Source organism: Variovorax sp. J31P207 (genome assembly GCF_030316965.1).
In the GTDB taxonomy this organism is placed as follows: Bacteria; Pseudomonadota; Gammaproteobacteria; order Burkholderiales; family Burkholderiaceae_C; genus Variovorax; species Variovorax ginsengisoli_B.
Genome location: NZ_JASZYN010000009.1, coordinates 154,207 through 174,190, shown reverse-complemented (window position 1 = coordinate 174,190; position 19,984 = coordinate 154,207). Strand labels below are relative to the sequence as shown.

Below are 19,984 nucleotides of genomic sequence, written 5' to 3'. Positions count from 1 at the left end.
CGGAGAACAAACATCATGAGCAAAGCAGAAATCCTGGTCAGCGGGGCCACCGGCCGCACCGGTGGCCTGGCCATCGACAACCTGTTGGAGAGGGGGCAACGCGTTCGCGCCTACGTGCGCAGGGACGGCGACGAGGCGGCCGCGCTTCGGAAGAGGGGCGTGGAAATCGCACTGGGTGACTTCACCGACATCGACGCCATTCAGGCCGCCATGCAAGGCATCCGCTCGGCCTACTTCCTGCACCCGATCAGCCCGGGCATCGTCCAGGCCAGCGCGTTCTTCGCCCAGGCGGCGAAGGAAGCCGGGGTGGGCGCCATCGTCAACATGTCGCAAATCTCCGCGCGCCGCGATTCGAAGAGCCATGCCGCCCGTGACCACTGGATGTCCGAGCGGGTCTTCGACTGGTCGGGTGTGCCGACGACACACCTGCGGCCCACCTTCTTCGCCGACTGGCTGGTCTATCCGCATTTTGCGAAGGAGATCTGGGCGAGCAAGCAAATTGTGTTTCCCTTCGGCAACGGTCGGCATGCGCCCATCAGCACCGACGACCAGGGTCGCGTCATCGCGCACATCCTGGCCGAACCTGAAGGCCATGGCGGAAGAATCTATCCGTTGCATGGGCCGCGCGAGATGGACCATGAAGAAATTGCCGCCGCCATGAGCGATGTGCTGGGCGCCAAGATTTCATACGTGCCGCTGTCGATCGAGGCATTCCGCCAACGGATGGAGCAAACCTACAAGTTCAACCCTTTCCTCGTGCAACACCTCTGCGAAGTCGCTCAGGACTACCAAAACGGCGTGTTCGCCGGCACCAACGACGTCGTCGAACAAGTCACTGGCGAGCCACCGCTGTCGCTTCCGGCGTTCATCGCCCAGAACCGGTCGGCGTTCGCCTGAGCGCCATCACAAGACTGAAGGAGGCGAGGTTCGATATGCCCAAGGCGGCCGCCGACTTTGGGGGCGGAAAGCTTCCACCCCTTTCAGACGCTTTCTCAAGAGGTTGACCATCATGATTCCCCTCGAACTCATTCTGCCCATCAGCGTCACCATGGGTCTGCTGACATCCGGGCTGATCGGCGTCTGGTATGTCTGGCCGCGCGTTCGTGCAATGCCGGCGCGCGACGCGCTGGTGGCCCTCATCTTTCCTCATTGCTTTCGTTACCTGGGGCTCTCGTTTCTGATTCATGGCGTCACGACCGCGCCGATGGACCATCGCTTTTCTTTCCCGACCGCCTATGGCGACCTGCTGACTGCGATTCTCGGATTGGTCTCGATAGCTGCGCTAAGGGCCAATTCGCGCTTCGCGATTCCGCTTGTATGGATTTTCAGCGTCGTGGGGGTGGTCGACTTTCTCAACGCCTTCGCCCGCGGCCTGACGTTCGCGGCGCCTGGCGACTTTGGCGCCACCTACTACATCCCCATGGTGGTGGTTCCGCCGCTGATGGTCGGCCACGCCCTGATCCTGGCTCGGCTCCGGGCCGGGCCGAAGTACGGCATGCAAGCTTGAGCCATCGCGAAGCTCGAAGTTCGAGCCGAGACCACTGGAATCGCGTCAGGCTTCGGCCGCCAGCAGCGCGTGCAGCGAGGCCACCTGGCGGCGCAGGTCCGCGTTCTCGGCCGTCAGTTCGGCGACCTGCTGCGTGAGGCGCTGAACCTCGTCCGGCTCGTCCGAGGCTTCGGCCTTTGCAGGCTCCGGGCGCGCCGGGCGCTTCGCCTCGCGCACCCGCTTGGCGGCCTGCTTGAGCTCGTCCTTGCCGCCGTTGGCCGCGGCGATCTGCTCTTCGGCCGGCAGGGACGCCACGGCCGCCGCCGCATTGATCGAGATCGTGCCGGACTTGACCGCGGCCACCAGCTCGGGGGCCGCCTGCTTCTGGATCTTCTCGATCATCACGACCTGGCTGCTGCTGAGACGTGCGGCCTTGGCGATGGCCTCGCGGCTGTTGAGCGGTGCCGCCGGCGGCAGCGCCGGATCGGCGTCGAAGGGCGGGTCGTCGGCGTCATCCGCGGGCGCCGCGGCGGCCCGGGCCTTCTGGCCGGCCACGATGTCCTTCTTGCGCAGCGCCAGCACGCCGCGCAGGAAGTCCGACACGCTGCGCCGGCCCAGGTGCTGGTCGATCATCCACAGGTGCACGTCCTCGATGGACTTGAAGCGCGTGTTCTGCACCGTCTGAAACGGCAGCCCGTGCTTCTGGCAGATGCCGTAGCGGTTGTGGCCGTCGACCAGCACATCGCCCCACAGCACCAGCGCATCGCGGCAGCCCTCGGTGAGGATGCTGCGCTCCAGGGATTCATATTCGTCCGGGGTCAACGGGTCGATATAGGATTTCAGTTCTTCGTTGACGACGATGTTCATGGGGCGCGATGCGGATGCGGGACAAGGGGCGGGATTCTAGCGAGCCCCTGCCCGCAGCCTTCAGGCGCCCAGTTTTCGCGCGATCAGGTCCTTCATGATTTCGCTGGTGCCGCCGTAGATGCGCTGGATGCGGGCGTCGGCGTACATGCGGGCGATCGGGTACTCGGTCATGTAGCCGTAGCCGCCGAACAGCTGCAGGCATTCGTCGGTGACCTTGCCCTGCTGCTCGGTGCACCACAACTTGGCCATGTAGGCCGCCTCGGGCTCGAGCTGGCCGTCGAGCAGGCGCTGGATGCAGTCGTTGACGAAGCTGCGCACCACGTGCGCGAGGGTCGCGCACTCGGCCAGCTTGAAGCGCGTGTTCTGGAAATCGAACACGCTCTGGCCGAAGGCCTTGCGCTGCTGCGTGTAGGCCAGCGTGAGTTCGACCGCGCGCTCGATCACCGCGGCCGCCGGCACGCACAGCAGCAGGCGTTCGTAGGGCAGCTGGCTCATCAGCTGCACGAAGCCTTCGCCTTCTTTTTCGCCCAGCAAGTGGTCGGCCGGCACGCGCACGTCGTCGAAGAACAGCTCGGCCGTGTCGGATGCGTGCTGTCCCAGCTTCTCCAGCCTTCGGCCGACCCTGAATCCCGGAAGGTCGTCGGTCTCGAGCACCACCAGCGAGACGCCACGGCTGCCGGCGTCGCCGGTGCGCACGGCCACCACCAGCAGGTTGGCGGTGAAGCCGTTGGTGATGAAGGTCTTGGCGCCGTCGATCAGGTAGGCATCGCCGTCGCGCCGGGCGCGCGTGCGCAAGGCCTTCAGGTCGGAGCCGCAGCCGGGCTCGGTCAGCGCGATGCCGGCCAGCAGCTCGCCGCTGGCGAGCCGCGGCAGCCAGCGCTGCTTCTGGGCCTCGGTGCCGTAGTCGAGGATGTAGTGCGCCGCGAGGTTGTGGACCGTGGTGTTGGCCGGCACCTCGGCCTTGGCGAGTTCGTCCTGCACCACCAGCTGATAGGCCAGCGAAACGCCAGCGCCGCCGTGGGCTTCGTCCAGTTCGGGCAGCAGGAATCCCAGCTCGCCGAACGGGCGCCAGACCTCGCGCGGGATGTAGCCCTGGCGGCGCCAGCCGTCCAGATGGGGCGCCAGTTCGGCCGCGATGTAGCGGCGCACGGGGTCGCGGAAGGCTTCGATGTCGTCGTCCATCCAGCGATGGCGCAGCAGTGAGGGGAGCATGGGTCGGGTTCGTCAGTGGCGTGAGCCCGCGCGGGCCAGGAAGCGCGCGCAGGCATCGTTGAAGAAGGGGCCGGCGACGTGCTGGCGCTGCGCCGTGCACTCGCAGGCGAGCTGCTGTTCGAGGCTGTTGGCGGGCGCCGCATCGATCAGCCAGCGCGTGTCGCGCAGCGCAGCCGCCGACGCGCGGCCCAGCCGCCGCGCCAGGGCCTGGGCTTCGGCCTGCAGTTCGGCATCGGCGATGCAGCGCCAGACCAGGCCCCATTGCTCGGCCTGCGCGGCGTCGATCCGCTCCCCGAGCAGCGCCATGCCCAGGGCGCGGCTGCGCCCGAGCAGGCGCGACAGCAGCCAGGTGGCGCCGAGGTCCGGCACGGCGCCGAGCTGCGGCACCTGCGGCACCAGGAAGTACGCCGAACGCGCAGCCAGCACGACGTCGGCCGCCAGCGCGATGCCGACCGCACCGCCGACGCAGGGTCCGTTGACCGCCGCGACCACGGGCACCGGGCATTCGGCGATGGCTTGCGTGAGCGGGTTGCCGACGTCTTCCATGTAGCGGCCGATCTCGGCCTGCGCGTGGAGTCCGCCGCCGGCCAGGACCTCGCCGAACCAGCCGATGTCGCCGCCGGCCGAGAAGGCGCGGCCGGCGCCGGTCAGCACGATCGCGCGCGTGTGCTCGTCGGCGCCGGCGGCACGCAGTGCCTGCGCCAGTTCGACCATCAATGGCGGCGAGAGCGCGTTGAGCGCCTCGGCGCGGTCGAGCGTGAGAGTGGCCACGCCATCGTGGAGGGCACTGCGTACGTGGGCGGTCATTCTTAAATCCCGGTCAGCCCGCCGCTGCACATCAGCGTCTGGCCGCTCACGTAGTCCGACTCGGGAATGCACAGCAGGTACACCGCGCCGGCCGCCTCGTCGGGCGTGCCGCCGCGGCCGAGCGGGATGCTGCGCTCCATCGCGGCCATCAGATCGGGGTTGACGCCGACCTTGATGTCGCGGCCGTCGATGCGGGCGGTGCCGCCGTCGGCGGCGCTGCCGGTGAGCCGGGTCTTGATGAAACCGTAGGCCACGCAGTTGACCGTGACGTTCATGCGGCCCCATTCCTTGGCCAGCGTCTGGGTCAGGCCGACGATGCCGGCCTTGGCGGTCGAATAGTTGGCCTGGCCCGCATTGCCGAACAGGCCGGCCACCGACGAGATGTTGACCACCTTGCGCATCACGCGCTGACCGGCTTCGCCTTCGGCCTTGGCGAGCGCCCGGATCACCGGCTGTGCAGCGCGCAGGATGCGGAACGGCGCCGTCAGGTGGCAGTCGAGCATCGCGTACCACTGCTCGTCGCTCATCTTCTGGATCACGTTGTCCCAGGTGTAGCCGGCGTTGTTGACGACGATGTCCAGGCCCTTGTACTCGTTCACCGCGGTGGCGACGAAGCGCTCGGCGAAATCCGGCGCCGTGACGTTGCCGATGCAGGCGACCGCCTGGCCGCCGGCCTCGCGGATGGCCTGCACGGCTTCCTGGGCCGGCTCGGCGTCGAGGTCGTTGACGACGATGCGCGCGCCTTCGCTGGCCAGCTTCAGCGCGATCGAGCGCCCGATGCCGCGGCCCGAGCCGGTGATGAGGGCGACCTTGCCTTCGAGTTTGCTTGTCATCATTTTCTTCCTTTGGGTTTCAGGGCAGCGCGACCAGCGCCTCGCCGACGATCTTGGTCTGGCCGAACTGGTTGGCACTCAGCAGCTCGATGCGCACGCAGCGCTCGCCGGCCTGCTCGAGCTTCTCGACCACGGTGCCGCTGCAGCGCATCGCATTGCCCAGGTGGGTGATGCCCTGGAAGCGGGCGTCGAAGCGGCGCAGCCGACTCTGCGGCGCCCAGGCGGTGAGCAGGCGGCCGAGCCAGGCCATGCCCAGCATGCCTTGCGCGAAGACATCGGGCATGCCGGCGCGGCGCGCCACGTCGATGTCGATGTGGATCGGGTTGTGGTCGCCCGAGGCGCCGGCGAACAGGGCCAGCGCGGTGCGGTCGACCGGGGGCAGCTGCAGCGGCGGCAAGGCGTCGCCGACCTGCACGCTGTCGAAGGTGGGAGGGTTCATTCGGGCGTTCTCCTAGTGGCGGCAGACGATGACGGTGCGCAGTTCGGCGACCAGCTCGCCGTGCTGGTTGGTGGCGCGCGCGGTCTTGACGACGAACTCGAGCGCGCCGTTCTTCTTGTCGTAGATGTCGCTGATCGTGCTGCGCACGGTGACGGTGTCGCCGGCGCAGGCCGGCACATGAAAGCTGAAGCCCTGCTCGCCGTGCAGCAGCTTGGCGATCGGGATCTGCAGGTCGGCGAGCATCTTCTCGGAGGCGCCCGAGTCGAGCTCGGCCGCGAACAGGAAGGTCGGCGGTGCCGGCAGGTCGGGGTAGCCGGCATCGCGCGCCGCGGCGACGTCGGTGTAGACCGGATCGGTCTCGCCGATCGCCTTGGCGAAGAACTGCAGCCGGCTGCGCTCGATCGGCAGCACCGATGCGGGCAGTTCGTGGCCGATCCATTTCTTGTCGATCATGGGCGCTCCTTTTTCAGACGCGTTCGTAGAGGGTCACGACACAGGCGCCGCCGAGCCCGAGGTTGTGCTGCAGCGCCAGCCGGGCGCCTTCGACCTGGCGCTGTTCGGCCGTGCCGCGCAGCTGGTGCGTGAGCTCGTAGCACTGGGCCAGGCCGGTGGCGCCGAGCGGATGGCCCTTGCTCAGCAAGCCGCCCGACGGGTTGGTGACCACCTTGCCGCCGTAGCTGTTGTCGCCGTCGCAGATGAACTGCTCGGCGCCGCCGAGCCCGCACAGGCCGAGCGCCTCGTAGCTGATCAGTTCGTTCTGCGCGAAGCAGTCGTGCAGCTCGACGACGTCGAGGTCGTCCGGCCCGATGCCCGCGGCCTCGTAGACCTGCCGTGCCGCCGCCTGCGCCATGCCGAAGCCGACCACCTCGCGCATGTCGCGGGCCTCGAAGGTGGCGGGGCGGTCGGTGGTCATGGCCTGCGCCCTGATGCGCACACTGCGCTGGATGCCGTGCCGCTCGGCGAAGGCCTTCGAGCAGATGACGGCCGCGGCCGCGCCGCAGGTCGGCGGGCAGGCCATCAGGCGGGTCATCACGCCGGGCCACATCACCGGGGCATTCATGACCTCTTCCTCGGTCACTACCTTGCGCAACAGCGCCAGCGGGTTGTTCGCCGCATGGCGGCTGGCCTTGGCGCGGACCTTGGCGAAGGTCGACAGCTGCGTGCCGTACTGCTGCATGTGGGCGAGGCCGGCGCCGCCGAAGTAGCGCAGCGCCAGCGGGATCTCGTCTTGCCCGACCAGCTCCGCGGTGGCCTTGTCGAAGCGCTCGAAGGGGCTCGGCCGGTCAGTGAAGACAGCGCCGAGCGCGCCCGGGCGCATCTGCTCGAAGCCGAGCGCCAGCACGCAATCGGCAGCGCCGCTGGCCACCGCCTGGCGCGCCAGGAACAGCGCGGTCGAGCCGGTCGAGCAGTTGTTGTTGACGTTGACGATCGGAATGCCGCTCAGCCCGACCTCGTACAGCGCGTGCTGTCCGGCGGTGGAGTCGCCGTAGACATAGCCGACATAGGCCTGCTGCACCTGCTCGTAGCCGATGCCGGCGTCGGCGAGTGCCTGCCGGGTGGCCTGGGCCGCCATCTGCGGGTAGGCCTCGCCGGCCCCGGGCTTGGTGAAGGGGATCATGCCGACCCCGGCAACGTAGACATCCTGGTTCATGAAAGGCTCCTTGGTGTGGGTGTTGATTCAGGCCACGGCGCGCTCGCGGCCCTGCCAGAAGGGTTCGCGCAGCCGGGTCTTGAGCACCTTGCCGGCGCCCGACAGCGGCAGCGCAGCGACGAAGTCGACGCTGCGCGGGCACTTGTAGCCCGCGATCAGGGACTTGCAGTGGGCGATCAGCGCGGCCGGCGCGACCTCTTGTTCGGGCCGCCGCACCACCACCGCGTGCACGCTCTCGCCCCACTCGTCGCTCGGGATCGCGATCACCGCGCAGGCCAGCACGGCGGGATGCTGCGCCAGGGCGTTCTCGACCTCGGCCGAATAGACGTTCTCGCCGCCCGTGATGATCATGTCCTTGAGCCGGTCGGCGATGAAGATGAAGCCGTCGTCGTCCATCCAGGCGCCGTCGCCGGTGTGCATCCAGCCGTCGCGCAGCGCCGCCGCGGTGAGCCCCGGCTGGTTCCAGTAGCCCTGCATCACGTTGGGTCCGCGCACGATCACCTCGCCGACCGTGCCGCGCGGCACCTCGACGCCTTGCGGGTCGACGATGCGGACCTCGGTGCAGTGGCTGGCCCGGCCCGCCGAGCGCAGCTTGCCGAGGTGGCGTGCCTCGCGGGTGTGGTACCAGGGTGGATTGAGGGTCGCGAGCGGCGACAATTCGGTCATGCCGTAGGCCTGCGCGAATTCGACGCCGGGCAAGGCGTTCATGGCGCGTTCGAGCACCGCCTCGGCGATCGTCGAGGCACCGTACGCGATGGCGCGCAGCGAGCGCAGGTCGCGCGGCTTCTTCATCGCCGGGTGGTCGACCAGCATCTGGATCATGGTGGGCACCAGCAGCGCATGCGTGACCCGGTCGCGCTCGATGACGTCGAGCACCTGCTCGGGGTTGAAGACCGGGATGATCGAATGCGTGTTGCCCTCGATCCAGTGCGGCATCGCCAGGCCCATGTCGGCCAGGTGGAACATCGGTGCGCAGTGCAGGTAGGTGCCGTCGGGTCCGGCCAGGCCCTCGGCGCGCAGCGCCATGCCCGAGCTGCACATGTTGGTGTGGCTCAGCATCACGCCCTTGGGAAAGCCGGTGGTGCCGCCGGTGTAGAAGATGCCGGCTAGGTCTTCGCCGCGGCGCAGCGCGTCGGGCACCGGTACGGCCTCGGCCAGCAGGGCTTCGTAGCCGTGCATGCCGGCGGGCGCCTCGCGGTCGCCGCAGAACACGACCTCGCGCAAGGTGGTGGCCTCGCGCCTGAACGGCTCGACCAGCGGGGCGAAGCTCGCATCGACCAGCAGGATGGTCGAGCCCGAGTCGTTCAGCGAATAGAGGATCTCGGCCGCCGACCAGCGGATGTTGCAAGGGTTGAGCACGCCGCCGCCCCAGGGCACGGCCATCTGGTATTCGAGGTAGCGGTCGGAATTGAGCGACAGCATCGCGACCCGGTCGCCCCGCTGCATGCCGAGTGCCTGCAAGGCCGCTGCCAGGCGTGCCACCCGGTCGATCAGTTCGCCGAAGCTGCGTTGGCGGTCGCCGAAGCGCACCGCCACGCGATCCGGATGCTGCTGCGCCGCGCGGTGCAGTGCTTGGGTGAGGTACATGCCTTTGTCTCCTTCCGACCCCGGGATTCCGTGGCCTTGTTCTGGGTGGGCTCATGGTAGAAACCGCCGGCCGTCCGGACGATTGCGTTTCGCATCGATCCGATGGCAAAAGACCTCAACCCTCGCCCTCATGGAGCCTTCGATCGATGCTGCGTCCTCCGGTCACGATCTCGATCGCGTTCGTCAAGGGCATGGTGTCCGGCATCCAGGCGCGCGGCTGCTGCTGCGACGACCTGCTGGCCGAGGCCGGCATTCCGCCCGGGCTGCTGCAGGAACCCGGCGCGCGCGTCACGGCCGACCAGTACGTGGCGCTGTTCGGGCGCCTGATCGAGCGCTTCGACGACGAATGCCTGGGCTTCCTGTCGCGGCCCGTCAAGCGCGGCAGCCTGGCCCTCATGACCCGCGCCGCGATCGACGCGCCGACACTCGAAGCCGCGACCCGCCGCGTCGCCCACGTGTTTCGCCTGCTGCAGGACGACCTGCTGCTGGAACTGGTGCGTGACGGCGCACTGGCGGGCGTGGCGCTGCGGGTGGTGGATCCGTCGCAGGCGCGCCCGGCCTTCCTGCACGAACTGATGCTGCGCGTTGTCTGGCGGCTGCTGGCCTGGCTGGCTGGCGGGCAGTTGCCGGCGGTGCGCTTCGATTTCGCGTTCCAGAGTCCGGCTTACGCCAGCAGCTACGGCAAGGTCTTTCCGGCGCCGCTGCACTTCGGCTGCGCGCAGTCGGCGTTCTGGTTCGACGCGGCGCAACTGAAGAAGCCGGTGCGCCGCGACGAGGCCGCGATGCGCGCCTTCCTGGCCGACGCGCGGGCCCAGGTGATCGTGCCGCGGCGCGGCGACGACCTGTGCAGCGCGCGCGTGCGCGGCCACCTGCAGCACACCCAGCCGGCATGGCCCGACCTCGCGGCCACCGCCGAGGCGCTGCACATGTCGACCTCGACCTTGCAGCGGCGGCTGGCCAGCGAAGGCACCTCGTTCCAGTCGCTCAAGGACGAACTGCGCCGCGACACCGCGATCGTGCGCCTGATCTCGGGCACGGTGCCGCTCGCGACGCTGGCCTTCGAGCTGGGCTTTGCCGACAGCGCGGCGTTCCAGCGCGCCTTCAAGGTGTGGACCGGCAGCGCGCCCGGCGCCTACCGCCGCGGCGGCCCTTGATTTCGGATCAGCGGTCCATCGGCAGGTAGAGGCTTTCCTTGATCTCCTCCATCACCACGTAGCTGTTCGACTCGGCCGGCACCGGCAGCTTCTTCAGCAGGTCGCCGAGCAGGTTGCGGTAGTCGCTCATGGCGCGCAGGCGGGCCTTGACGAGGTAGTCGAAGCCGCCCGACACCAGATGGCATTCCATGACCTCGGGCACGTGCAGGAGCTCCTGGCGGACCTTGTCGAAGACATCGGCCGATTTCGACGACAGGGTGATCTCGACGAACACCAGCAGTTGCTTGCCGAGCGCCTGCGGGTCGATGCGCGCGTGGTAGCCGCTGATGACGCCCTCGCGCTCCATGCGTCGCACCCGCTCGGAACAGGGCGAAGTCGACAGGCCGATCTGCTCGGCCAGGTCGGTCATCGAGATGCGTCCCTGGCGCTGCAGGATGTCGAGGATTTTTCGGTCGGTGCGGTCGAGGTCGGTCATTTCACTCCTTGGGGCCTTCAGGCAGGCCGAAAGCAGCTGAAAACACTGCAACGTGGCCTAATTTCAGTGGAGTTTACCGACGATCAATTCATAACATTGACTCCTTTCCTGCTTTCTTGGAGTTCTGCGATGAAAGTGATCGTTCTGGGCGGTGGCGTGATCGGCGTGACCACCGCGTACTACCTGGCGCGCAATGGCGCCGAGGTGACCCTGATCGATCGCCAGGGCGGCCCGGCGCAGGAAACCAGCTTCGCCAATGCCGGCCAGGTGTCGCCCGGCTACTCGACCCCCTGGGCGGCGCCGGGGATCCCGCTGAAGGCCATCAAGTGGATGTTCCAGAAGCATGCGCCGCTGTCGATCCGCCCCGACGGCTCTCTGTTCCAGCTGCGCTGGATGGCGCAGATGCTCAGGAACTGCTCGCCCGATCGCTATGCGCTCAACAAGGAACGGATGATGCGCGTCGCCGAGTACAGCCGCGACTGCCTGCGCGCGCTGCGCGCCGAGACCGGCATCCGCTACGAGCAGCGCACCCAGGGCACGCTGCAGCTGTTTCGCACCCAGGCGCAGCTCGATGCGGTGCAGCGCGACCTGGCCGTGCTCGACGAATGCGGCGTGCCCTACACGCTGCTCGACCGCAGCCGCCTGGCGAGCGTCGAACCGGCCCTGGCGCGCACCGGCGATCTGCTCTCCGGCGGCCTGCACCTGCCGAACGACGAGACCGGCGACTGCAACCTGTTCACCCAGGGCCTGGCGGCGATCGCCCGCGGGCTGGGCGTCGACTTCCGCTTCGACCAGCCGGTCGACGGCCTGGTCACGGAAGGCGGCCGGATCACCGGCGTGCGCCTGGGCGGCGCGGCGAGCGAAGTGCTCACCGCCGAGCGCTACGTGCTGGCCTTCGGCAGCTATTCGCGCGACTTCATCGCGCCGCTGGGGCTCGACATCCCGGTCTATCCGGTCAAGGGCTATTCGCTGACGGTGCCGCTGGTCGATCCTTCGCTGGCGCCGCAGTCCACGGTGCTCGACGAGACCTACAAGGTCGCGGTCACGCGCTTCGACGACCGCATCCGGGTCGGCGGCATGGCCGAACTCGGCGGCTTCGACTTGCGCCTGAACCCGCGCCGGCGCGAGACCCTGGAGCGCGTCATCACCGACCTGTTCCCCTGCGGCGACCTGCCGCGCGCCAGCTTCTGGACCGGCCTGCGCCCGATGACGCCCGACAGCACGCCGATCGTCGGCCCGACCCGCTACGGCAACCTGTTCCTCAACACCGGGCACGGCACGCTGGGCTGGACCATGGCCTGCGGTTCCGGCAAGCTGGTGGCCGACCAGGTGACGGGGCGGCGTCCTGAGATCCGCACCGACGGGCTGTCGGTCGATCGCTACCTGCCGGTCGCGCCGGGACGTGGCAGTGCGGGCCGACCGCAAGGCGTGCCGGCCTGAGAATCTGTTCGCAATGGGTCCATGACCTCCGGGGTCATCGACCCGCGGAGGCCGCACGGCGACCATTCGTTCACCCCGCGCTGTTGCGGGTCGTGAATCGAAAGGAAACGCCATGAACACCGCCACCATCGATGCCGCCCGCGTGGCCGAGCACTACATCGCGGTCTGGAACGAGACCGATGCCGAGCGCCGCCTGAGGCTGCTCGAAACCCACTGGACCGAGGACGCGCGCTATGTCGATCCGCTGGCGCGGGCCAGCGGCCGCACGCAGATCAGCGCGCTCGTCAGCGGCGTGCAGCAGCGCTTTCCCGGCTTTCGCTTCGCCCTCAAGGGCCAGCCAGACGCGCACGGCGACCGGCTGCGCTTCTCGTGGACCCTGGGACCCAGCGGTGCCGAGGACCTGATCGAGGGGACCGACTTCGCGCAGCTGGAAGCCGGCCGGCTGCAATCGGTCACGGGTTTCCTGGACAAGGTGCCGGTCGGGGCCTGATCCGCGGCAGGGCGCGTGCGCGCCATCGGCACAATGCCGCCATGGCGAAAGCACAAGCAACCGCATCCCCCCGCTTCGGCGACGCGCTCGGCCACGGCATGAGCGACAAGCGCATCGAGATCCTTCGCGGCATCGGCCGCACGGGCAGCATTTCGCAGGCCGCGCGCGACGTCGGCGTCAGCTACAAGGCCGCCTGGCAGGCGGTCGCGACCTTGACCAACCTGGCCGGCGTGCCGCTGGTGGCGAGCGCGGTCGGCGGTGCCGGCGGCGGGGGCGCCACGCTGACGGCGCACGGCACGCAGCTGCTCGAGCTCGCACAGGCGCTGGAGGTGGCGCGGCGCGCGGTGCAGACGCACGCCGAAGCGGCGGGGGGCTCGGCCGCCGGCGCCGGCACCGCGGTGGCGCGGCTCGCGATCCGCACCAGCATGCGCAACCAGCTGCCGGCCACCGTCGAGGCGATCGAGTCGACCGGCCGCCAGGTGCGGGTGCGCCTGGCGCTGGGCGGCAGCCAGCGCATCGCCGCCTGCATCACGCAGGAGAGCGCGGAGCTGCTCGGCCTGGCCGAGGGCATGCAGGCGATCGCGCTGTGCAAGGCGACCGCCGTGCGGGTCGAGCGAGTCTCGACCGAGCGCCGCCCCAGGGGCAATCAGCTGGGCGGGGTGGTCGCCGGCGTGGCGCGTGGCGAGGACAGCGACGAGATCTCGGTGACGCTGGAAGGCGGCCTGCAGCTGGTGGGCTTCGCGCCCAGCGGCACGGCGCTGCGCGGGCGCCAGCGCGTGCTGGCGACGGTCGACGAGTCGGCGGTGGTGGTGGCGCTGCCCGGCTGACCGGGCTCAGGCCACCGTACCGAGCCGGCCGAGTTCCTGCGTGATCTTCGCCGCGCTGTCCGGCCGCACCAGCCGGCCGACCTCCCGGCCGTCGCGCATGAAGACCAGCGTCGGCCACAGCTTGATCTTGAACGAACGGCCCAGCGCGCGGCCGCTGCCGTCTTCGATCTTCAGGTGGCGCAGCGCGGGCGCCGCGGCCAGCGCTTCGGCCAGCAGCGGCTGCGCCGCCTTGCAGAAGCCGCACCAGTCGGTGCCGAACTCGACCAGCGTGGGGCCGGGCAATGCGTCGACCTCTTCGCGCGAAGGCGCGACCGTTGAATAGCTTGAACTCATCCGGCGATTCTGCGCGAGCCACGCGAAACCCGCTCGCGGCCGGCGCCGCCGTTCAGCTGATCAAACGGCCGTTCGAGCTGATCACCGCGACATCCACGAACTGGTTGCCTTCGCGGTTGCCGCGGCCGTAGTTGATCTTCACGCCGCCCAGGTCGTAGGCCTCGATGTGCTCCAGCGCGGCGATCACGCCGGCGCGCGTCGGCGACGGACCGGCGCGGCGCAGGCCCTCGGCCAGGACGCAGGCGTCCATGTAGCCCTCCAGGCTCGGCAGCGAGAACTCCTTGACGCCGTTGGCCAGCATGTCGGCCTGGTAGCGTCGCACGATCTCGAATTTGGTCGCGAACGGCGAGGGCACGACGATCGCGAAGCCCAGGCCATGGGCCAGGTCGCCCATCGCGCCGAGCGCGCTGGCCGTGATCGACAGGCCGTAGGCACTGCTCTTGCCGCCGGCCTTGCGCAGCGCGCGAACGAAGGCCGGCGCGGTGCCGGCCAGGCCGATGATGACGATCTGCGGTTCGGCCGCTGCGATCTTGGCGGCGGCGGCGTCGACCTCCATGCTGGTGGTGCTCGGCGTGCTGGCGATCACCGCCGGCTCGAGCTTGGCCTTGGCGAGCGCGGCCTTGAAACCCGCCAGCAGCGACTGGCCGAGCGGGTCTTCCGAATAGACGATGCCGATGCGCGACTGCCCCAGCACGGCGGCGGTGGCGATCAGCCGGTCGAGTTCCTGGTCATAGTTGGCGCGCACCCAGAAGGTGTTGGGTGCTGCCTTCTTGCGCAGCGAGACGGTGCCGGTGTTCGGGCCGACCACCGCCATGCCGGGCACGGCATCGCTGATCTCGGCGGTCTGCCGCGTGCCCAGCGGGTGCACCATGGCCAGCACCGAGCTGTCGGCGGCGAAGGCCAGGGCGTTGGCCTTGGCGATGTCCGGCTTGAACTGGTCGTCGGCCATCACCAGCTCGACCTTGGAGCCATTGATGCCGCCGGCGCGGTTCACGGCGTTGAAGTAGGCCGACGATCCGACGAAGAGGGCGATGCCGTTGGCCTTCTCGACGCTGCTGTTGTCGAAGGAAGCACCGATGCGGATGGTCCGGGCCTGGGCGAACGCGGGCAGTCCGAAGCCGGCTGCGGCAGCAAGGCCGGCGGCGCCCGCGATGCGGGTGATGACCTGGCGCCGATTGGGTTTCGACGGCAGGGAAAAGCTATTGGCCTCGGGCTCACGCATGGTCAACGTCCAATCAGGCCGCCGGGTTCGGCGCGCGGGTTTTAACAGACGCTGACAATAGCAACAATTTGTAAAATTGTCACTAGGGCGATGCCGGGCCGCTGGGCCCGTCAACGACCCCGACCGAGCTTTCTGTAGACGGTGGCGCGGCTGATGCCCAGGGCCCGCGCGGCCTCCGCGACATTGCCGCGGGCATCGTCGACGGCCTTGCGGATCAGGGCCGACTCGACGTCGCGCAGCCGCGGCGCGCTCGCGCCAGCGACCGCCCTGGGCTGCCGCGCCAGCCGCGGCCGGGCCTGGACCCGCAAGCCCGACCACAGCGGCACCTCGAGCACGGCGTCGCCGCGCCGGGCGGCATCGAACAGCATCTGCGGCGGCAGCGCGAAGAGGTCGTTGCAATGGAGCGACGGTCGCCCGCCGAGCGGCTGGTGCAGCATCTGGCGCGCCGCGGCATTGGCGCCGCTGATGCCGCCGTCGGCGTCGATGCACAGCAGGCCGTCGGTGTCGGTGCCGGCGACGCTGCCTGGCCAGCCGATCTGCAGCAGCAGCTCGCAGGGGTGGCCCTGCACCAGCGCGTTCTCGATGCTGCGGGCCGAGGACGCCGCGAGGTGGCGCAGCTCGGGCCGCTCGACCACCTGGACACCGGTCAGGTCGAGCATCCCGATGCATTCGCCCCGCGGGCCGAACAGCGGCGCGCCGGCGCAGCTGTAGATGCTGGTGTCGTCGAAGAAGTGTTCGCCGCGATGCAGCCAGACCGAGGCGTGCTCGGCCAGCGCCGCGCCGATCGCCGTGGTGCCGACGGCGCGCTCCGACAGGTCGACGCCGATGCGCGCGATGTCGCGCGCATGCCGAGCAGCCGGGTCGCTGCCGGAGGGCAGGGCGCCGACGTCGACCACGATGCCGTCGGCGTCGGTCAGGATGGCGAAATAGCGGGTGTCGGCGATCGCCCGCGACAGGCGGTCGAGCACCGGCCGCGCCGCCGTCACCAGTGCGCGGTTGCGCTCGGCCACCCGCTGCGCCTGCTCGGCCGAGACCGGATCGAAGCTCACGTGCTGCCGCGGGCGGTGGCCGGCGGCCAGGCAGCGCTGCCACGAGCGCACCAGCCACGGTTCGACCGGCGCCGCCAGTGGATCGGCCGGGCGGTCGCCGTCGATCCATGCGCGGCGCGCCTGGGCAATGGACAGGGTGCGCTCGGGCGGGGGAGAAGCGAAAGAGGGCGTCATCGTGTGGACATCGGGCCTCGGCGGCGCCTGTTCGGAACTCGCCGGAGGGCGAGCTGTTTCATTTTGAGAATTTCAAGGACAACGCGCAAGCGCCTAGGGTTTTGCCTAGGATCGTGCCTTTGCCGCCCGTCCAAGATCATGCGGCCGAAGTTCAGCCATCACCTACAACGGAGACAGCCACATGCAGGTTCCTTTCACGGTCAACGGCCGCGAGGTCACGGTCGACGCCCCCCCGAACACCTTCCTCGTGCAAGCGATTCGCGAGCATCTCCACCTGACCGGGACGCATGTCGGCTGCGACACCGCGCAATGCGGCGCCTGCACCGTCCACGTCAACGGCCGGGCGGTCAAGTCGTGCAACGTGCTGGTCGCGCAGGTGGCCGGCGCCCAGATCACCACCATCGAGGGCATCGCCCAGCCCGACGGCACCATGCACCCGATGCAGGCAGCCTTCAAGGAGTGCCACGGCCTGCAATGCGGCTTCTGCACGCCGGGCATGGTGATGAGCGCCATCGACCTGTGCACCCACCATCCGAAGTCCAGCGAGACCGAGATCCGCGAACTGCTCGACGGCAACCTCTGCCGCTGCACCGGCTACCAGAACATCGTCAAGGCGGTGCAGATGGGTGGCGAGGCGATGTCCGCCGCGCCCGCCAAGACCACGGCCACCGCTTGAGGAGCACGACATGGGCGCACCCGACTTCGCAGGCCTGCCGCACATCGGCGAGGCCCTCAAGCGCAAGGAAGACTACCGCTTCCTGACTGGCGCCGGCCAGTACACCGACGACATCGACCTGGCCAACCAGGCCCACTGCATCTTCGTGCGCTCGCCGCACGCGCACGCCACGATCAAGTCCGTCGACATTGCCGCGGCATCGAAGATGCCCGGCGTGGTCGGCATCTTCAGCGGCAAGGACATCGAGGGAAAGATGGGCGGGCTGCCCTGCGGCTGGCTCATCAACAACCCCGACGGCACGCCGATGAAGGAGCCGATGCACCCGATCCTCGCGATCAAGAAGGTGCGCTATGTCGGCGACCATGTCGCGATGGTGGTGGCCGAGACCGTCGAGCAGGCCAAGAACGCGGCCGAGGCGGTGGTGGTCGACTACGACGTCCACCCCGCGCTGGTCAGCGTGGCCGATGCCGCGAAGAAGCAGAGCGGCGTCACGATCCATGACGAGGCGCCCGACAACCAGTGCTACAAGTGGGCGATCGGCGACAAGGCGGCGGTCGATGCCGCCTTCCAGAACGCGGCCCATGTCACCAAGCTCGACCTGGTCAACAACCGTCTGGTGCCCAACCCGATGGAGCCGCGCGTGGCCATCGGCAGCTACAGCCGGGCCAACGAAGAGTACGTGCTCTACGTGTCGAACCAGAATCCGCACGTCGAACGGCTCTTGATGACCGCCTTCGTGCTCGGCCTGCCCGAGCACAAGGTGCGCGTGATCGCGCCCGACGTCGGCGGCGGCTTCGGCTCGAAGATCTATCTCTACGCCGAGGACGTCTGCCTCACCTGGGCCTCGAAGCAGCTCAACCGCAGCATCAAGTGGACCGGCGAGCGCTCCGAGTGCTTCCTGTCCGACGCCCACGGCCGCGACCACGTGAGCCATGCCGAGATGGCGATGGACGCCCAGGGCAAGTTCCTGGCGCTGCGGGTGCACACCAACGCCAACCTGGGTGCCTACCTGTCGACCTTCGCGACCGCGGTGCCGACCATCCTCTACGCCACGCTGCTGGCCGGCCAGTACACGACGCCGCAGATCTACGTCGAGGTCGATGCCTGGTTCACCAACACCGCGCCGGTCGATGCCTACCGCGGCGCCGGCCGGCCCGAGGCCACCTACCTGCTCGAACGGCTGGTGTCGCGCTGCGCCTGGGAAATGAACCTGGGCCAGGACGAGATCCGCAAGCGCAACTTCATCACCACCTTCCCCTACCAGACGCCGGTGGCGCTGCAGTACGACACGGGCGACTTCCACGCCTGCATGGACAAGTCGAAGCAGCTGGCCGACGTCGCCGGCTTCGCTGCCCGCAAGTCGGCCAGCGAGGCGAAGGGCAAGCTGCGCGGCATGGGCTACTCGAGCTATATCGAGGCCTGCGGCATCGCGCCGTCGAACATCGCGGGTGCGCTCGGCGCGCGCGCGGGCCTGTTCGAATGCGGCGAGATCCGGGTCCATCCGACCGGCAGCGTGACCGTCTTCACCGGCTCCCACAGCCATGGCCAGGGCCACGAGACGACCTTTGCACAGGTGGTCGCGGCGCGCCTGGGCATCGCGGTCGAGGCGGTCGACGTGGTGCACGGCGACACCGGCCGCGTGCCCTTCGGCATGGGCACCTACGGCTCGCGCTCGATCTCGGTGGGCGGCGCGGCAATCATGAAGGCGCTCGACAAGATCGAGGCCAAGGCCAAGAAGATCGCGGCCCACCTCTTGGAAGCCAGCGACGCCGACATCGAGTTCGCCAACGGCGAGTTCACGGTCAAGGGCACCGACAAGAAGATCCCGTTCGGCCAGGTGGCACTGACGGCCTATGTGCCGCACAACTACCCGCTCGACAAGCTCGAGCCCGGCCTCAACGAAACCGCCTTCTACGACCCGACCAACTTCACCTTCCCGGGCGGCACCTACATCTGCGAGGTCGAGATCGACAAGCAGACCGGCGAGGTCAAGGTAGACCGCTTCACGGCGGTCGACGACTTCGGCACCATCATCAATCCGATGATCGTCGAGGGCCAGGTGCATGGCGGCCTGGTGCAGGGCATCGGCCAGGCGCTGATGGAAAACTGCGTCTACGACAGCGAAGGCCAGCTGCTCACCGGCAGCTTCATGGACTACGCGATGCCGCGCGCCGAAGACTTCCCGATGTTCAAGCTCGACACCGTCTGCACGCCCTGCACCCACAACCCGCTGGGCACCAAGGGCTGCGGCGAGGCCGGTGCCATCGGCTCGCCGCCGGCCGTGATCAACGCGGTACTCGATGCGCTGGCGCCCCTGGGCGTCAAGGACTTCGACATGCCGGCGTCGCCGCACCGCGTCTGGGAGGCCATGAAGAAGGGCAGCGCGAGCGCGACCCCGCAGCCCTCCCTCGCCGCCAGCACCCAAGGCCGTCCGGCTCCCTGAACACCGAAGGAAAAAACACCATGTACGCCTTCACCCTCGAACGTCCCACCACCCTGGCCGACGCGGTCAAGCTGGCCGCTGCGGGCGCCAAGCCGCTGGCCGGCGGCCAGACCCTGCTGGCTTCAATGAAGCTGCGCCTCTCGGCCCCGGAGCAACTGGCCGACCTGAGCGGCGTCAAGGAGCTCACCGGGATCACCCGCGATGGCAACAGCTTCGTCATCGGCGCCATGTCCCGGCACCTGGACGTTGCCAACCACGCCGACATCCAGGCCGCCTTTCCGGCGCTCGCCTACCTGGCGGCGCACATCGGCGACCGCCAGGTGCGCGCCATGGGCACCCTCGGCGGCTCGGTCGCCAACAACGATCCGGCCGCCTGCTATCCCAGCGCGGTGCTGGCGACCGGCGCCACGGTCGTCACGAACAAGCGCGAGATCGCGGCCGACGACTTCTTCCAGGGCCTGTTCACCACCGCGCTTGAAGACGGCGAACTGATCAAGGCCATCCGGTTCCCGATCCCGAAGCGGGCGGCCTACGAGAAGCTGCGCCAGAAGGCCTCGAACTTCCCGCTGGTCGGCATCTTCGTCGCCCAGTCCGACAGCGGCGTGCGGGTGGCGGTCACCGGCGCGGGCAACGGCGTGTTCCGGCACAAGGGCCTCGAGGACGCGCTCGCCAAGGCGTTCACGCCCGAGTCCGCGGCCGGCGTCAAGATCGACGCCTCCGACCTCAACAGCGACCTGCATGCCTCGGCCGAGTACCGGGCCAACCTGATCAGCGTGCTCACGCAACGCGCGGTCGCCAAGGCCCTCGGCTAAGCTTTCG

At 68.9% G+C, this 19,984-nt stretch carries 21 protein-coding genes; 9 read left to right on the top strand and 12 right to left on the bottom strand.

The window, feature by feature from the left end:
* Positions 1-15: 15 nt before the first annotated feature.
* Both QTI68_RS27890 and QTI68_RS27885 read left to right on the top strand, forming a co-directional pair.
* On the top strand, positions 16-897 hold the full coding sequence (locus QTI68_RS27890) for an NmrA family NAD(P)-binding protein (RefSeq protein WP_286526369.1): 882 nt from the start codon (positions 16-18) through the stop codon (positions 895-897).
* 112 nt (positions 898-1,009) lie between these two features.
* On the top strand, positions 1,010-1,507 hold the full coding sequence (locus tag QTI68_RS27885; RefSeq protein ID WP_286526368.1) for a DUF8737 domain-containing protein: 498 nt from the start codon (positions 1,010-1,012) through the stop codon (positions 1,505-1,507).
* Between the two features lie 45 nt (positions 1,508-1,552).
* Here QTI68_RS27885 and QTI68_RS27880 read toward each other — a convergent pair whose 3' ends face one another.
* The 8 genes from QTI68_RS27880 to QTI68_RS27845 are packed head-to-tail and all read right to left on the bottom strand — an operon-like array spanning position 1,553 to position 8,882.
* Complete coding sequence (locus tag QTI68_RS27880) at positions 1,553-2,353, bottom strand: ParB N-terminal domain-containing protein (RefSeq protein ID WP_286526367.1); 801 nt, start codon at positions 2,351-2,353, stop codon at positions 1,553-1,555.
* Between the two features lie 60 nt (positions 2,354-2,413).
* Positions 2,414-3,565 carry an acyl-CoA dehydrogenase family protein gene (locus QTI68_RS27875; protein WP_286526365.1) on the bottom strand — a complete coding sequence of 384 codons (1,152 nt, stop codon included), beginning with the start codon at positions 3,563-3,565 and terminating at the stop codon, positions 2,414-2,416.
* 12 nt (positions 3,566-3,577) lie between these two features.
* Positions 3,578-4,372 (bottom strand): enoyl-CoA hydratase/isomerase family protein, encoded by a 795-nt coding sequence (locus tag QTI68_RS27870; protein WP_286526364.1) that lies wholly within the window; start codon positions 4,370-4,372, stop codon positions 3,578-3,580.
* 2 nt (positions 4,373-4,374) lie between these two features.
* Positions 4,375-5,205 carry an SDR family NAD(P)-dependent oxidoreductase gene (locus QTI68_RS27865; RefSeq protein WP_286526363.1) on the bottom strand — a complete coding sequence of 277 codons (831 nt, stop codon included), beginning with the start codon at positions 5,203-5,205 and terminating at the stop codon, positions 4,375-4,377.
* A 19-nt stretch (positions 5,206-5,224) separates the two neighbouring features.
* Positions 5,225-5,644: a MaoC family dehydratase gene (locus QTI68_RS27860; protein WP_286526361.1), complete on the bottom strand. Its 420-nt coding sequence runs from the start codon at positions 5,642-5,644 to the stop codon at positions 5,225-5,227.
* A gap of 12 nt (positions 5,645-5,656) precedes the next feature.
* Positions 5,657-6,097: a MaoC family dehydratase N-terminal domain-containing protein gene (locus tag QTI68_RS27855; protein ID WP_286526360.1), complete on the bottom strand. Its 441-nt coding sequence runs from the start codon at positions 6,095-6,097 to the stop codon at positions 5,657-5,659.
* 13 nt (positions 6,098-6,110) lie between these two features.
* Positions 6,111-7,295, bottom strand: coding sequence for a lipid-transfer protein (locus tag QTI68_RS27850; RefSeq protein WP_286526359.1), 1,185 nt, complete (start codon positions 7,293-7,295; stop codon positions 6,111-6,113).
* Positions 7,296-7,322: 27 nt separating this feature from the next.
* Positions 7,323-8,882, bottom strand: a complete 1,560-nt coding sequence (locus QTI68_RS27845; protein ID WP_286526358.1) for a long-chain-fatty-acid--CoA ligase — start codon at positions 8,880-8,882, stop codon at positions 7,323-7,325.
* Between the two features lie 146 nt (positions 8,883-9,028).
* Between QTI68_RS27845 and QTI68_RS27840 the strand changes: the two genes are divergently transcribed.
* Positions 9,029-10,036 carry an AraC family transcriptional regulator gene (locus tag QTI68_RS27840; protein WP_286526357.1) on the top strand — a complete coding sequence of 336 codons (1,008 nt, stop codon included), beginning with the start codon at positions 9,029-9,031 and terminating at the stop codon, positions 10,034-10,036.
* A 7-nt stretch (positions 10,037-10,043) separates the two neighbouring features.
* On the opposite strand, the gene QTI68_RS27835 is transcribed toward QTI68_RS27840, so the two are convergent.
* Positions 10,044-10,511: an Lrp/AsnC ligand binding domain-containing protein gene (locus tag QTI68_RS27835; protein ID WP_286526356.1), complete on the bottom strand. Its 468-nt coding sequence runs from the start codon at positions 10,509-10,511 to the stop codon at positions 10,044-10,046.
* 129 nt (positions 10,512-10,640) lie between these two features.
* Between QTI68_RS27835 and QTI68_RS27830 the strand changes: the two genes are divergently transcribed.
* The 3 genes from QTI68_RS27830 to QTI68_RS27820 all read left to right on the top strand — a co-directional run bounded on the left by QTI68_RS27830 (position 10,641) and on the right by QTI68_RS27820 (position 13,268).
* Complete coding sequence (locus QTI68_RS27830) at positions 10,641-11,951, top strand: D-amino acid dehydrogenase (protein ID WP_286526354.1); 1,311 nt, start codon at positions 10,641-10,643, stop codon at positions 11,949-11,951.
* Between the two features lie 112 nt (positions 11,952-12,063).
* The gene (locus QTI68_RS27825) at positions 12,064-12,441 is read left to right on the top strand and encodes a nuclear transport factor 2 family protein (protein ID WP_286526353.1); all 378 of its coding nucleotides are present in this window, start codon (positions 12,064-12,066) and stop codon (positions 12,439-12,441) included.
* 41 nt (positions 12,442-12,482) lie between these two features.
* A complete protein-coding gene (locus tag QTI68_RS27820) occupies positions 12,483-13,268 on the top strand; it encodes a TOBE domain-containing protein (protein WP_286526352.1) in 786 nt (261 codons plus the stop codon).
* Positions 13,269-13,274: 6 nt separating this feature from the next.
* Here QTI68_RS27820 and QTI68_RS27815 read toward each other — a convergent pair whose 3' ends face one another.
* The 3 genes from QTI68_RS27815 to QTI68_RS27805 all read right to left on the bottom strand — a co-directional run bounded on the left by QTI68_RS27815 (position 13,275) and on the right by QTI68_RS27805 (position 16,046).
* Positions 13,275-13,601, bottom strand: a complete 327-nt coding sequence (locus QTI68_RS27815; protein ID WP_286526351.1) for a thioredoxin family protein — start codon at positions 13,599-13,601, stop codon at positions 13,275-13,277.
* Positions 13,602-13,653: 52 nt separating this feature from the next.
* On the bottom strand, positions 13,654-14,823 hold the full coding sequence (locus QTI68_RS27810; RefSeq protein ID WP_286526350.1) for an ABC transporter substrate-binding protein: 1,170 nt from the start codon (positions 14,821-14,823) through the stop codon (positions 13,654-13,656).
* Between the two features lie 110 nt (positions 14,824-14,933).
* Complete coding sequence (locus QTI68_RS27805; protein WP_286526349.1) at positions 14,934-16,046, bottom strand: helix-turn-helix domain-containing protein; 1,113 nt, start codon at positions 16,044-16,046, stop codon at positions 14,934-14,936.
* Positions 16,047-16,227: 181 nt separating this feature from the next.
* On the opposite strand from QTI68_RS27805, the gene QTI68_RS27800 reads away from it, so the two are divergent.
* Genes QTI68_RS27800 through QTI68_RS27790 form a run of 3 tightly spaced genes read left to right on the top strand, consistent with a single transcriptional unit; the run spans position 16,228 to position 19,977 of the window.
* Positions 16,228-16,722, top strand: coding sequence for a (2Fe-2S)-binding protein (locus tag QTI68_RS27800; RefSeq protein ID WP_286526348.1), 495 nt, complete (start codon positions 16,228-16,230; stop codon positions 16,720-16,722).
* Between the two features lie 10 nt (positions 16,723-16,732).
* Positions 16,733-19,165 carry a xanthine dehydrogenase family protein molybdopterin-binding subunit gene (locus QTI68_RS27795; protein WP_286526347.1) on the top strand — a complete coding sequence of 811 codons (2,433 nt, stop codon included), beginning with the start codon at positions 16,733-16,735 and terminating at the stop codon, positions 19,163-19,165.
* 20 nt (positions 19,166-19,185) lie between these two features.
* A complete protein-coding gene (locus tag QTI68_RS27790) occupies positions 19,186-19,977 on the top strand; it encodes an FAD binding domain-containing protein (RefSeq protein ID WP_286526346.1) in 792 nt (263 codons plus the stop codon).
* Positions 19,978-19,984: the final 7 nt, after the last annotated feature.

Excerpts from the sequence above, each read along its gene's own strand:
- QTI68_RS27825 (WP_286526353.1), top strand. The coding sequence starts at position 12,064 with ATGAACACCGCCACCATCGATGCCGCCCGCGTGGCCGAGCACTACATC.
- QTI68_RS27790 (WP_286526346.1), top strand. The coding sequence starts at position 19,186 with ATGTACGCCTTCACCCTCGAACGTCCCACCACCCTGGCCGACGCGGTC.
- QTI68_RS27885 (WP_286526368.1), top strand. The coding sequence starts at position 1,010 with ATGATTCCCCTCGAACTCATTCTGCCCATCAGCGTCACCATGGGTCTG.
- QTI68_RS27805 (WP_286526349.1), bottom strand. The coding sequence starts at position 16,046 with ATGACGCCCTCTTTCGCTTCTCCCCCGCCCGAGCGCACCCTGTCCATT.
- QTI68_RS27865 (WP_286526363.1), bottom strand. The coding sequence starts at position 5,205 with ATGACAAGCAAACTCGAAGGCAAGGTCGCCCTCATCACCGGCTCGGGC.
- QTI68_RS27820 (WP_286526352.1), top strand. The coding sequence starts at position 12,483 with ATGGCGAAAGCACAAGCAACCGCATCCCCCCGCTTCGGCGACGCGCTC.
- QTI68_RS27855 (WP_286526360.1), bottom strand. The coding sequence starts at position 6,097 with ATGATCGACAAGAAATGGATCGGCCACGAACTGCCCGCATCGGTGCTG.
- QTI68_RS27850 (WP_286526359.1), bottom strand. The coding sequence starts at position 7,295 with ATGAACCAGGATGTCTACGTTGCCGGGGTCGGCATGATCCCCTTCACC.
- QTI68_RS27860 (WP_286526361.1), bottom strand. The coding sequence starts at position 5,644 with ATGAACCCTCCCACCTTCGACAGCGTGCAGGTCGGCGACGCCTTGCCG.
- QTI68_RS27875 (WP_286526365.1), bottom strand. The coding sequence starts at position 3,565 with ATGCTCCCCTCACTGCTGCGCCATCGCTGGATGGACGACGACATCGAA.
- QTI68_RS27800 (WP_286526348.1), top strand. The coding sequence starts at position 16,228 with ATGCAGGTTCCTTTCACGGTCAACGGCCGCGAGGTCACGGTCGACGCC.
- QTI68_RS27795 (WP_286526347.1), top strand. The coding sequence starts at position 16,733 with ATGGGCGCACCCGACTTCGCAGGCCTGCCGCACATCGGCGAGGCCCTC.
- QTI68_RS27830 (WP_286526354.1), top strand. The coding sequence starts at position 10,641 with ATGAAAGTGATCGTTCTGGGCGGTGGCGTGATCGGCGTGACCACCGCG.
- QTI68_RS27880 (WP_286526367.1), bottom strand. The coding sequence starts at position 2,353 with ATGAACATCGTCGTCAACGAAGAACTGAAATCCTATATCGACCCGTTG.
- QTI68_RS27870 (WP_286526364.1), bottom strand. The coding sequence starts at position 4,372 with ATGACCGCCCACGTACGCAGTGCCCTCCACGATGGCGTGGCCACTCTC.
- QTI68_RS27810 (WP_286526350.1), bottom strand. The coding sequence starts at position 14,823 with ATGCGTGAGCCCGAGGCCAATAGCTTTTCCCTGCCGTCGAAACCCAAT.
- QTI68_RS27890 (WP_286526369.1), top strand. The coding sequence starts at position 16 with ATGAGCAAAGCAGAAATCCTGGTCAGCGGGGCCACCGGCCGCACCGGT.
- QTI68_RS27835 (WP_286526356.1), bottom strand. The coding sequence starts at position 10,511 with ATGACCGACCTCGACCGCACCGACCGAAAAATCCTCGACATCCTGCAG.
- QTI68_RS27845 (WP_286526358.1), bottom strand. The coding sequence starts at position 8,882 with ATGTACCTCACCCAAGCACTGCACCGCGCGGCGCAGCAGCATCCGGAT.
- QTI68_RS27840 (WP_286526357.1), top strand. The coding sequence starts at position 9,029 with ATGCTGCGTCCTCCGGTCACGATCTCGATCGCGTTCGTCAAGGGCATG.
- QTI68_RS27815 (WP_286526351.1), bottom strand. The coding sequence starts at position 13,601 with ATGAGTTCAAGCTATTCAACGGTCGCGCCTTCGCGCGAAGAGGTCGAC.